This window comes from Pseudomonas sp. yb_2 (genome assembly GCF_043103905.1).
Taxonomy (GTDB): domain Bacteria; phylum Pseudomonadota; class Gammaproteobacteria; order Pseudomonadales; family Pseudomonadaceae; genus Aquipseudomonas; species Aquipseudomonas alloputida.
In genome coordinates this window covers 1-12,652 of sequence record NZ_JBICKH010000074.1, presented here as the reverse complement: position 1 = coordinate 12,652, position 12,652 = coordinate 1, and the positions used below count along the sequence as shown (strand labels likewise).

At 63.3% G+C, this 12,652-nt stretch carries 7 protein-coding genes; 4 read left to right on the top strand and 3 right to left on the bottom strand.

The window, feature by feature from the left end; translation table 11 throughout:
* Window positions 1-111: 111 nt before the first annotated feature.
* Together ACF8FB_RS19635 and putP are read right to left on the bottom strand one after the other, a co-directional pair.
* Window positions 112-948 carry a 23S rRNA (adenine(2030)-N(6))-methyltransferase RlmJ gene (locus tag ACF8FB_RS19635; RefSeq protein ID WP_010955521.1) on the bottom strand — a complete coding sequence of 279 codons (837 nt, stop codon included), beginning with the start codon at window positions 946-948 and terminating at the stop codon, window positions 112-114.
* A gap of 106 nt (window positions 949-1,054) precedes the next feature.
* Window positions 1,055-2,533 carry a sodium/proline symporter PutP gene (gene putP / locus ACF8FB_RS19630; RefSeq protein WP_010955522.1) on the bottom strand — a complete coding sequence of 493 codons (1,479 nt, stop codon included), beginning with the start codon at window positions 2,531-2,533 and terminating at the stop codon, window positions 1,055-1,057.
* Between the two features lie 355 nt (window positions 2,534-2,888).
* Here putP and putA point away from each other — a divergent pair, with 355 nt between their 5' ends.
* The gene (gene putA / locus ACF8FB_RS19625; protein WP_392511701.1) at window positions 2,889-6,842 is read left to right on the top strand and encodes a trifunctional transcriptional regulator/proline dehydrogenase/L-glutamate gamma-semialdehyde dehydrogenase; all 3,954 of its coding nucleotides are present in this window, start codon (window positions 2,889-2,891) and stop codon (window positions 6,840-6,842) included.
* A 382-nt stretch (window positions 6,843-7,224) separates the two neighbouring features.
* On the opposite strand, the gene ACF8FB_RS19620 is transcribed toward putA, so the two are convergent.
* The gene (locus ACF8FB_RS19620; RefSeq protein WP_049587477.1) at window positions 7,225-7,908 is read right to left on the bottom strand and encodes a hypothetical protein; all 684 of its coding nucleotides are present in this window, start codon (window positions 7,906-7,908) and stop codon (window positions 7,225-7,227) included.
* Window positions 7,909-8,050: 142 nt separating this feature from the next.
* On the opposite strand from ACF8FB_RS19620, the gene ACF8FB_RS19615 reads away from it, so the two are divergent.
* From ACF8FB_RS19615 to ACF8FB_RS19605, 3 genes are read left to right on the top strand one after another with little or no spacing between them, the layout of a single operon-like run.
* Window positions 8,051-9,853 carry an acyl-CoA dehydrogenase gene (locus ACF8FB_RS19615; protein ID WP_392511700.1) on the top strand — a complete coding sequence of 601 codons (1,803 nt, stop codon included), beginning with the start codon at window positions 8,051-8,053 and terminating at the stop codon, window positions 9,851-9,853.
* A 31-nt stretch (window positions 9,854-9,884) separates the two neighbouring features.
* Entirely contained in the window at window positions 9,885-11,327 is a 1,443-nt protein-coding gene (locus ACF8FB_RS19610; protein ID WP_392510614.1) for a TldD/PmbA family protein, read from the top strand.
* Window positions 11,327-12,646: a TldD/PmbA family protein gene (locus ACF8FB_RS19605; protein WP_392510615.1), complete on the top strand. Its 1,320-nt coding sequence runs from the start codon at window positions 11,327-11,329 to the stop codon at window positions 12,644-12,646. The genes ACF8FB_RS19610 and ACF8FB_RS19605 overlap by 1 nt, the downstream gene beginning before the upstream one ends.
* Window positions 12,647-12,652: the final 6 nt, after the last annotated feature.

Here is a 12,652-nt window from a genome sequence, read left to right as displayed (position 1 = left end):
ACATTGGAGGCACACCGCCCCCTTGTAGGGGCGGGTTCACCCGCGAAGCAGGCAACGCGGTGGATGGCACCGGCGTAGCCGGTGTTCGCGGGCAAACCCGCGCCTACAGGCTTACTCGGCGATCAGCCAGTCCATGCGGTAACTACCGGCGGTCTGTGCCAGCTCTTTGGCCAGCCATGGCAGCAGCTCCTTGAGTTCATCCTCCAGCCCCCATGGTGGGTTGGCAATGGCCAAGCCCGAACCATTCAGGCCCTGCGGGCTGTCCTGGTGATGCACATACAGCTCGACCCGCAGCAGCTTTGGCGCGCCAGTGCTTGTCAGGTCCTGGTAGTAGCGGGTCAGCGAGCGCTGGTCCTTGATCGGGTACCAGATGGCCGCAACGGTCTGGCGCATGCGGCCGATCGCCTCTTTCATGGCCGTGGTGCAGCGTTTGAGCTCATCGGCCTGCTCGAACGGCGGGTCGATCAGCATGATCGCGCGCTTTTCCTGCACCGGCAGCAAGGCCCGCGGCACATGCCAGCCTTCACCCAGGTGCACGGTCACGCGCGGGTCTTTTTTCATGTTTTCCTTGAGGAGCGGCCCGTCTTCGGGGTGCTTCTCGTTAAGCAGGGCGCGGTCCTGCTGGCGCATCAGGCGACGGGCCAGTTCGGGCGACCCCGGGTAGTAGCGCAGCTCGCCATCGGCATTCAGGCGCTTGATGATGCGCAGGTAGTCGTCGGCCATGGCCGGCAGGTCATCGCGATTCCACAGGCGGGCTACGCCTTCCAGGTACTCGCCGGTACGGCTTGCCTGGTCGCCTTGCAGGTCGTACAGGCCGAGCCCTGCGTGGGTATCGATATAGGCGAACGGCTGCTCCTTGCGCGACATCAGGGCGATGAGGCGGGTCAGCACGATGTGTTTGAGGACGTCGGCGTGGTTGCCGGCGTGGAAGGCGTGACGATAGTTCATGGCAACTCCTGCGAAGGCGGCAAGTTTACCTTGCCTTGCAGGCGGAGTCAGGCCTGGCTGCTGATTGGCGGCACCCGCAAAGCAGGCGCCGCCAATTCAACGAGTGTTACTTGTCGGCGTGATACGCCGCATCAGCCGCTTCGAAGCGCTTGACCATCGTCTGCGAAGGGCTGCCCAGCTTGCTCACCAGAACAATGGCGATGCTGGCGAACAGGAAGCCCGGGATGATTTCGTACAACCCGAGGGTGTCGAAGTTCTTCCACAGGATCACCGTCAGCGCACCCACCACGATACCGGCCAGCGCACCGTTACGGGTCATGCCTTTCCACAGCACCGAAATCAGCACCACCGGGCCGAAGGCGGCACCGAAGCCAGCCCAGGCATAGGCCACCAGGCCCAGCACGCGGTTTTCCGGGTTGGCGGCCATGGCGATGGCGATCAGGGCCACGGCCAGCACCATCAGACGGCCGACCCACACCAGTTCGACCTGCGAAGCATTCTTGCGCAGGAAGGCTTTGTAGAAGTCTTCGGTCAGGGCACTGGAGCACACCAGCAGCTGGCAGCTCAGGGTACTCATGACTGCGGCCAGGATGGCCGACAGCAGGACACCCGCAACCCATGGGTTGAACAGGATCTTGGCCAGCTCGATGAACACACGTTCGTGGTTCTCGCTAACCGGGCCTGCCAGCTCAGGATGGGCCGAGAAGTAGGCAATGCCGAAGAAGCCAACGGCACAGGTACCCGCCAGGCACAGGATCATCCAGGTCATGGAAATGCGGCGCGCCTTGGCGATGGACTTCACCGAATCAGCGGCCATGAAGCGCGCCAGGATATGCGGCTGGCCGAAGTAACCCAGGCCCCAGCCCATCAGCGAGATGATGCCGATGAAGGTGGCACCCTTGAGCATGTCGAAGTTCGCCGGGTTCACCGCCTCGATAGCGGCGAAGGTCTGGTCGAAGCCACCGGTGGAGATCAGCACGATTACCGGGGTCAGGATCAGCGCGAAGATCATCAGCGAAGCCTGTACGGTATCGGTCCAGCTCACCGCCAGGAAGCCACCAACGAAGGTGTAGGCGATGGTCGCCGCCGCACCAGCCCACAAAGCGGTTTCGTACGACATGCCGAAGGTGCTCTCGAACAGACGGGCACCGGCCACGATGCCGGAGGCACAGTAGATGGTGAAGAACACCAGGATGACGATGGCGGAAATGATACGCAGCAGCCCGCTATTGTCTTCGAAACGGCTGGAGAAGTAGTCCGGCAGGGTCAGCGCGTCACCATTGTGTTCGGTCTGCACGCGCAGCCGGCCTGCCACGAACAGCCAGTTCAGGTAGGCACCCACTGTCAGGCCGATGGCGATCCAGGCCTCGGACAGGCCCGCGAAGTAGATGGCACCGGGCAGGCCCATCAGCAGCCAGCCACTCATGTCGGAGGCACCGGCAGACAGCGCGGTAACCACGCTACCCAGGCTGCGACCACCCAGAATGTAATCGGAAAGGTTGTTGGTAGCGCGATAGGCGGCGAAGCCGATCAGCACCATTGCTGCGATGTAGATCACGAAGGTGATCGTTAGTGGATTGCCCATGCGTGTGCCCTGGCGTTTGTTTTTATCATGCGCAACCACAGCGTTGGTGGTTGCACCCAGGCGGCGAATGCTATGCAACAACGCAAAGAAGGTGCAACCATTTTTCTTTTGCAAGTTGCACCTGCCCGTGCATTTTCCGACAAAGCCCACTTCTTGCTCCTTTCGGGAGCAAAAAACCGCTTTTTCAGAATAAATCGCACCGAAAGCGCCCCTTTTCAGGGTATGGGAATAGCTGTCGGACGAGTTGCACCTTTCACACGAAAAAATCGGGTTGCACCTGGTTGCACCCGAATTGTCCTACAGATACTCTTGACGCCAGCTTAGGCCACAACCGTGGCAATAACGAGGATAAGAAATGGCGACTACCACCCTTGGGGTCAAACTCGACGACCCGACCCGTGAGCGACTCAAAGCAGCTGCGCAGTCCATCGACCGCACGCCTCACTGGTTGATCAAGCAAGCGATCTTCAATTACCTGGAGAAGCTCGAGGGTGGTGCCACCCTGACCGAACTCAACGGTCATGCCAGCAACCCGGCCGACGATGCCGGTGAAGTCCAGGCCGACCACAGCCACCAGTGCTTCCTCGAATTTGCCGAGAGCATCTTGCCGCAGTCGGTACTGCGCTCGGCGATCACCGCCGCCTACCGCCGCCCCGAGCAGGAAGTGGTGCCGATGCTGCTGGAGCAGGCGCGCCTGAGCGCGCCGCTGGCCGACGCCACCAACAAGCTGGCCGCAAGCATTGCCGAAAAACTGCGCAACCAGAAAAGCGCCGGCGGCCGTGCCGGTATCGTCCAGGGCCTGCTGCAGGAATTCTCGCTGTCGTCTCAGGAAGGCGTGGCGCTGATGTGCCTGGCCGAAGCCCTGCTGCGTATCCCCGACAAAGGTACCCGTGATGCGCTGATCCGCGACAAGATCAGTACCGGCAACTGGCAGCCGCACCTGGGCAACAGCCCGTCACTGTTCGTCAACGCCGCCACCTGGGGGCTGCTGCTGACCGGCAAGCTGGTCAGCACCCATAACGAAACCGGCCTCACCTCCTCGCTCACCCGCATCATCGGCAAGAGCGGCGAGCCGATGATCCGCAAGGGCGTCGACATGGCCATGCGCCTGATGGGTGAGCAGTTCGTCACCGGCGAGACCATTGCCGAAGCCCTGGCCAACGCCAGCCGTTTCGAGGCCAAAGGCTTCCGTTACTCCTACGACATGCTTGGCGAAGCCGCACTGACCGAGCACGACGCGCAGAAGTACCTGGCGTCCTACGAGCAGGCCATCCACTCGATCGGCAAGGCCTCGCATGGCCGTGGCATCTATGAAGGCCCAGGCATCTCGATCAAGCTGTCGGCACTGCACCCGCGCTACAGCCGGGCCCAGTACGAGCGCGTGATGGAAGAGCTGTACCCGCGCCTGCTGTCGCTGACCCTGCTGGCCAAGCAGTACGACATCGGCCTTAACATCGACGCCGAAGAAGCCGACCGCCTGGAGCTTTCGCTGGACCTGCTCGAACGCCTGTGCTTCGAGCCATCCCTGGCTGGCTGGAACGGCATCGGCTTCGTTATCCAGGCCTACCAGAAGCGCTGCCCGTACGTGATCGACTACGTCATCGATCTGGCCAAGCGCAGCCGCCACCGCCTGATGATCCGCCTGGTAAAAGGCGCCTACTGGGACAGCGAGATCAAGCGTGCCCAGGTCGAAGGCCTGGAAGGCTACCCGGTCTATACCCGCAAGGTGTACACCGACGTGTCCTACGTCGCCTGCGCCCGCAAGCTGCTGGCCGTGCCAGAAGCCATCTACCCGCAGTTCGCCACCCACAACGCCCACACCCTGTCGGCCATCTACCACATTGCCGGGCAGAACTATTACCCGGGCCAGTACGAGTTCCAGTGCCTGCACGGCATGGGCGAACCGCTGTACGAGCAAGTGGTCGGCAAGATTGCCGATGGCAAGCTGAACCGCCCGTGCCGCGTGTATGCACCGGTCGGCACCCATGAAACGCTGCTGGCCTACCTGGTGCGCCGCCTGCTGGAAAACGGCGCGAACACCTCGTTCGTCAACCGCATTGCCGACCACTCGATTTCCATCCAGGAACTGGTCGCCGACCCGGTGGCCAGCATCGAGCGCATGGGTACCCAGGAAGGCAGTATCGGCCTGCCGCACCCACGCATTCCCCTGCCGCGCGACCTGTATGGCACCGAACGGGCCAACTCGGCCGGCATCGACATGGCCAATGAACACCGCCTGGCATCGCTGTCCTGCGCCATGCTGGCCACCGCTCACAACGACTGGAAGGCTGCCCCGCTGCTGGCCTGCGCCACCAGCGAGAGCGCTGCCGCACCGGTGCTGAACCCGGCTGACCACCGCGACGTCGTCGGCCATGTGCAGGAGGCCACCGTTGCCGACGTTGACAACGCCATCCAGTGCGCACTGAACGCCGCGCCGATCTGGCAGGCCACCCCACCAGCCGAGCGTGCTGCCATTCTGGAGCGCACCGCCGACCTGATGGAGGCCGAGATCCAGCCGCTGATGGGCCTGCTCATCCGCGAGGCCGGCAAGACCTTCGCCAACGCCATTGCCGAAGTGCGTGAAGCCGTGGACTTCCTGCGCTACTACGCGGTGCAGGCACGTAACGACTTCAGCAACGACGCCCACCGCCCACTGGGTCCTGTGGTGTGCATCAGCCCATGGAACTTCCCGCTGGCGATCTTCACCGGCCAGGTGGCCGCAGCCCTGGCTGCCGGCAACCCGGTACTGGCCAAGCCTGCCGAGCAAACCCCACTGATCGCCGCCCAGGCCGTGCGCCTGCTGCTGGAAGCTGGCATCCCAGAAGGCGTGCTGCAGCTGCTGCCGGGCCGCGGTGAGACTGTCGGTGCCGGCCTGGTCGGAGACGAGCGCGTCAAAGGCGTGATGTTCACCGGCTCCACTGAAGTGGCCCGCCTGCTGCAGCGCAACGTCGCTAGCCGTCTGGACAACCAGGGCCGCCCGATCCCGCTGATCGCCGAAACCGGCGGCCAGAACGCGATGATCGTCGACTCCTCGGCACTGACCGAACAGGTCGTGATCGACGTGGTGTCCTCGGCCTTCGACAGTGCCGGCCAGCGTTGCTCGGCCCTGCGCGTACTGTGCTTGCAGGAAGACTCCGCCGACCGCGTAATCGAGATGCTCAAGGGCGCCATGGCTGAAAGCCGCCTGGGCTGCCCGGACCGCCTGGCCGTGGACATCGGCCCGGTGATCGATGCCGAAGCCAAAGCCGGCATCGAGAAGCACATCCAGGGCATGCGCGAGAAAGGCCGCCCGGTCTACCAAGTCGCCATTGCCGATGCTGCCGAGATCAAGCGCGGCACCTTCGTCATGCCAACCCTGATCGAGCTGGACAGCTTCGACGAGCTGAAGCGCGAAATCTTCGGCCCCGTGCTGCACGTGGTGCGCTACAACCGCCGCAATCTGGACCAGCTGATCGAGCAGATCAACAACTCCGGCTACGGCCTGACCCTCGGCGTGCACACCCGTATCGACGAGACCATCGCCAAAGTGGTGGAAACCGCCAACGCCGGCAACATGTACGTCAACCGCAACATTGTGGGTGCAGTGGTGGGCGTGCAGCCGTTCGGTGGTGAAGGCCTGTCTGGCACCGGCCCGAAAGCCGGCGGCCCGCTGTACCTCTACCGCCTGCTGTCGACCCGCCCGGCCGACGCCATTGGCCGCCACTTCCAGCAGCAGGACGGCGAAGGCACGCCGGACCGCACCCTGCACGAACAGCTGGTAAAGCCGCTGCACGGCCTGAAGGCCTGGGCCGAGAACAACCAGCTGGCCGACCTGGCCGCGCTGTGCAGCCAGTTCGCCAGCCAGTCGCAGAGCGGCATCGCCCGCCTGCTGCCAGGCCCGACCGGCGAGCGCAACAGCTACACCATTCTGCCGCGTGAGCACGTGCTGTGCCTGGCCGACAACGAAACCGACCTGCTGGCGCAGTTCGCCGCGGTACTGGCCGTTGGCAGCTCGGCGGTGTGGGTTGACGGTGAACCGGGCAAGGCCCTGCGCGCCCGCCTGCCGCGTGAGCTGCAGGCCAAGGTGAAGCTGGTCGCGGACTGGAACAAGGATGAAGTGGCGTTCGACGCCGTGATCCACCATGGCGACTCGGACCAGCTGCGCGGCGTATGCCAGCAGGTGGCCAAGCGTGCCGGGGCGATCGTTGGGGTGCACGGGCTGTCCAGCGGGGATCACCAGATTGCGCTGGAGCGCCTGGTCATCGAGCGCGCGGTGAGCGTGAACACTGCAGCGGCGGGTGGTAACGCCAGCCTGATGACCATTGGCTAATGGCTGAGGGTTGTTGAAGAAGAAGGAGAGCCTCGGCTCTCCTTTTTTATGCGTGCATGTCCTGAAGCAGGGGCTGGACTAACAGGTGCTCACCAGAACGTGGTCATGCCAACGGTGACTTGGGTGTCTTCTGTTGTTACCGTTTATCCCCTGGAAATTCTCGGCTGCCTGGGCCGGTCCTTCCGCGGGTAAACCCGCCCCTATACACATGCACAGGCCGTCGTGTAGGAGCGGGTTCACCCGCGAAGAGGCCGGACCTGCTGGCCAATTTCTACCCGCCGTTCACTGTTGCCGCCACCACCGTATTAAGGCAAGTGGAAGCGCGGGTTGGATCGGGGACTATCCGGAGCTCCCCTCAGACAGAGCTCCGGCCAAAAGTTGCTCAAACCATTGGTGAAAGCGCAATCAAAGCAGACAGCTGTGCTGCCATAAGCCCAATACCCAACAGCATCCAAAGCCAATTTGCCAGCGTGAACCGGCTGTTGGCCTTCCCTTCTTTGTCACCCGCACTGAAATTGATGCCCTTCTGCATGAACACCAGAATGATCAGCCAAGCTGCCTGAATGGCTAAACCCGCAAAATAGGCCGGCCACAGCTGGCCTTCCAACACGACGCCGGCAGCCACCCAGACAACGCAAAAACCGTAATAGCCCAGCGTGAGCCCTAGGATGGACCACGGATAGGTTTTACCTGAGTCGCGAATATGGTCATTTGCCCTTCTCAATAATGGATAGATGAAGAACACTGCAAAAGCGCTTCGCCAGAGCGGACTTACGCGCTCTCCCGTTTTCTCTCTATGCAGACTCCAACTTTGATAGAAGCAGTAAACCCAGTAGAAGCCCAAGGTAAAGAAAGTCATTACGCCAAATTTCATGGGTGAGACTACGAAGAAGGGAACCTGATTGCCGTTGGCCTCAGCCAAGTCAGCGGGGTGGGCATCACTCATCTGAAACGTTTCCTTGTGAACACCAAAAAGCACATTCAAGGCCAACTGACATTCGATCCGCAGCAGTCCATTTCCGATCGGGATTATGGGAAACGTCTCTATATTGTTCCGAGCAGGCATTACAGGACCTGACCTTGCGTTGGTTTCACCAATAACCGGCAGGCTTCCCGGCGTTCTCAACCCATATCACGCAAACCTATTAACCTGTCCCCAGTCTCACCACGCTCCTACACTCGCAGCATCCCGCCTCAGGACCGCCACCATGCCCGAGACCTTGCTCAGCCCCCGCAACCTCGCCTTCGAGCTCTACGAAGTCCTCGACGCTGAAGCCCTGACCCTGCGCCCGCGCTTCGCCGAGCACAGCCGTGAAACCTTCGATGCGGCACTGACCACCGCCCGCACCATCGCCGAAAAGTATTTCGCCCCGCACAACCGCAAGGCCGACGAAAACGAACCACGCTACGTGGACGGCCGCGCCGAGCTGATCCCCGAAGTTAAGCCCGCCGTCGATGCCTTCCTCGAAGCCGGCTTCCTCAACGCCAACCGGGACTTCGAGGTCGGCGGCATGCAGCTGCCCAGCCTGGTCTCGCAAGCCTGCTTCGCCCACTTCCAGGCCGCCAACGCCGGCACCACGGCCTACCCGTTCCTGACCATGGGCGCGGCCAACCTGATCGAGAGCTTCGGCTCCGATGAACAGAAGCGCCTGTTCCTGCAACCGATGATCGAGGGCCGCTACTTCGGCACCATGGCGCTGACCGAACCCCACGCCGGCTCGTCGCTGGCCGACATCCGTACCCGCGCCGAACCAGCAGGCGACGGCAGCTACCGGCTCAAAGGCAACAAGATCTTCATTTCCGGCGGCGACCACGAACTGTCGGAAAACATCGTGCACATGGTGCTGGCCAAGCTTCCGGACGCCCCGCCCGGGGTCAAGGGCATCTCGCTGTTCATCGTGCCCAAGTACCACGTAAACCCGGACGGCAGCCGCGGCCCGCGCAACGATGTGCTGCTGGCCGGGCTGTTCCACAAGATGGGCTGGCGCGGCACCACCTCGACCGCGCTGAACTTCGGCGACAATGGCCAGTGCGTCGGCTATCTGGTCGGCCAGCCGCACCAAGGCCTGGCCTGCATGTTCCAGATGATGAACGAGGCGCGGATAGGCGTAGGCATGGGCGCGGTGATGCTGGGTTACGCCGGCTACCTTTACTCCCTGGAATACGCTCGCCAGCGGCCGCAGGGCCGACTGCCGGACAACAAGGACCCACACAGCCCGGCGGTACCGATCATCGAGCACACGGATGTGAAACGCATGCTCCTGGCGCAGAAGGCCTACGTGGAAGGCGCCTTTGATCTGGGCCTGTACGCCGCGCGCCTGTTCGACGACACCCATACGGCCCCTGACGAAAACGCCCGCAAGCCGGCGCAGGACCTGCTCGACCTGCTGACCCCGATCGTCAAATCCTGGCCCTCGGCGTTCTGCCTCAAGGCCAACGAATTGGCGATCCAGATTCTTGGCGGCCACGGCTACACCCGCGAATACCCGGTGGAGCAGTACTACCGTGACAACCGCTTGAACCCGATCCACGAAGGTACCGAGGGTATCCAGTCGCTCGATCTGCTCGGTCGCAAGCTGGCACAGCACAATGGTGCCGGCCTCAAGCAGCTGATACGCCTGATCGCCACCACCTGCGAACGTGCCAGCCATCACCCGAACCTTGACCCACTGCGTCAGCCGCTGGAGCAACTGGCCAACCGTCTGCAGGGGGTCACCCTGGTCCTGCTCGGTGACCTCGCCCAAGGCAAAGTCGCTGGTGCCTTGGCCAACTCTGCCTTGTACCTCAAGGCCTTCGGCCACTGCGTGATCGGCTGGCGCTGGTTGGAGCAGGCGGTTCACGCCGAACTTGGTCTGCTCAAGGGAACCGCTGCTGATCGCGACTTCTACCTCGGCAAGCTGCAAGCTGCGCGTTATTTCCTGACCTGGGAAGTACCGGGCTGCCATAATGAGCTGGCATTGCTCGAGGCACACGACGATACCTGCCTCGGCATGCAAGACGGGTGGTTCTAGGGGGAGCCACCGTGTACACGGAGGCATCCGCATGTTCGATTCCAGCGCCCTGCTGCGCCAGCGCTTTGCTGCGCTGCGCAGTACGGCCGAGTTGTTTTCCCTGCGCCATGTGAAACAGTCGCACCAGGCGCTTTCGGTTCGCCGCAACGTCGCCGAACCACCCTTCTTCAGCCAGGATGAGGGTGCCATGCTCACCGTGCGGGTCAATGGCGTGGAGGCCTACGCTGCCACCGCCGACCTGTCCCAGGCTGGCCTGCAGCGCGCCCTTGAGCAAGCCGAGGCGCTGGCGCGGCAGATCGCCCGGCACAGCCTGCTGGACCTGCGCGAGCACGCCGTGACCAGCGCACGGCACGACCATGTGTCGCCCAACTTCGACCAACCCGTACCCAGCCTCGCCGACTGCCTTGGCCTGCTCGCCGCCGAATCGGCCAGCGTGCCCAAGGACAGCCGTTTGGTGGACTGGCAGGCCAGCCTGGGGCTGAGCCTGGTCGAGCAAACCTACCTGAACTCGGCCGGCGCCGAACTGCGCCATGCCCAGCGCTTCCTGTTCCCGGGCCTGGGGGTGACCGCCAGCGACGGCCAGGACAGCCAAAGCCGCAGCCTGGGGCGCGACAACTTCGGCCAACAGGGTGGTTTCGAGATCATCGAGCGCTGCGGCCTGGTCGGCGCGGCCAGCCGGGTGGCCGAAGAAGCACTGCAACTGCTGCTGGCACCGAACACCCCCAGTGGCCCGCGCGACCTGCTGTTGATGCCGGACCAGATGATGCTGCAGATTCACGAATCCATCGGCCACCCGCTGGAGATGGACCGCATTCTCGGCGACGAGCGCAACTACGCCGGCACCAGCTTCGTCAAAACCAGCGACTTCGGCCACCTGCAGTACGGCTCCAGCCTGCTGAACGTGACCTTCGACCCGACCATTGGCGAAGAGCTGGCCAGCTACAGTCATGACGACGATGGCACCCCGGCCAGCAAAGCGTTCCTGATACGCGACGGCCTGCTGCTGCGCCCGCTGGGTGGCGCGCTGTCTCAGTTCCGCTCCGGCCTGGACGGCGTGGCCAACAGCCGTGCCTGCGGCTGGAACCGCGCGCCGATCGACCGCATGGCCAACCTCAACATCGAGCCGGGCGACCAGTCTTTCGAGCAACTGGTCGGAGGCATCGAGCACGGCATCCTGATGCGTACCAACCGTTCCTGGTCCATCGACGATGCGCGCAACAAGTTCCAGTTCGGCTGCGAATGGGGCCAGTTGATTGAAAATGGCGAGCTCAAGGGCATCGTCAAGAACCCCAACTACCGCGGCATCTCCGCGCAGTTCTGGCGCAACCTGTCGGCGGTTGGCGACCACAGTACCTTCCAGGTGCTGGGCACGCCCAACTGTGGCAAGGGCGAACCCAATCAGGTGGTGCGGGTCGGCCACGCCTCGCCGGCCTGTGTGTTCCGCCAGATCGATGTATTCGGAGGAGACGCCTGATGAAGCACGCTTTCGAAACCCTGGTCGGGGAGGTGCACGCCGCCCTTCAGGCGGGCGAGCAGTTCACCCTCGGTTACAGTGCCGAGCAATCGCAGTTCGTGCGTTTCAACCATGCCAAGGTGCGCCAGGCCGGCGAAGTCAGCCAGGCCAGCGCGCAACTGCGGCTGGTGCGCGATGGGCGCCAGGCGGAACAGCAGGTGACCTTGAGCGGCGACGTGCAACTGGATCGCCAGCGCCTGAACGTTGCGCTCGAGCAGCTGCGCCAGACCTTGCCGCTGCTGGCGCTCGACCCTTACCTGCGCCTGGACGAAAACGCCTGGCACAGCCATAGCCTGCAGGAACACCCCCTGCCCGCACTGAACGAAGTACTGGCCCTGCTCGAGCGTGAAGCAGGTGACCTGGACCTGGTCGGCATCTACGCCGCCGGCCCGGTATGCCGCGGCTTCGCCAGCTCGTTCGGCGCCTTCGGCTGGCACCAGGCCAACAGTTTCAACGTCGACTGGAGCCTGTTCCACGATAATGGCCAGGCAGTGAAGGCCAACTATGCCGGCCAGGCCTGGAGTGCCGACGACTTCACCGCACGCCTGCGCCAAGCACGAGAGCAGTTGGGTTTCCTCGGCCTCCCGGCAGTTACCCTCAAGCCCGGCACCTACCGCGCCTACCTTGCACCTGCGGCCATGGACGAAGTCGCCGGCATGTTGTGCTGGGGCGGCTTTTCCGCGCAGGCGCTGGCCACTGGCAACAGCGCTCTGCAGCGCCTGTACAACGGCGATGCACGGCTTAGCCCGCTGGTCAGTTTTACCGAGCAGGTCAGCGGCTCGCTTAGCCCGGCGTTTTCCGATGAAGGTGCGCCGCGCCTGGATGTGCCGCTGATCCAGCAAGGCGAGGCACGGCAGCGGTTGATCAGTGCGCGCAGTGCGGCCGAGTTCGAGCTGCAGGCCAATGGCGCCGACGGCTACGAGTCGCCCTGTGCGCTCAGCCTGGCGCCGGGCAATCTGGCCAGTGCGCAGATCCTTGAGCGTCTAGGCACCGGGCTGTACATCAGCAACCTGTGGTACCTGAACTACTCGGACCTGCCAGCGGCGCGCATGACCGGGCTGACCCGCTTCGCCACTTTCTGGGTAGAAGACGGGCAGATCCAGGGGCCGGTGAGTACCATGCGCTTCGATGACAGCTTGTACAGCTTGCTGGGCAGCCAGCTGGAGGACCTGACCCAGGAGCGCGAGATGATCCTGTCGACCAGTACTTATGGACAGCGCAGTACCGGGTCGAGTCATTTGCCCGGGGCACTGGTCAAAGGCCTGACCCTGACATTGTGACTGGAC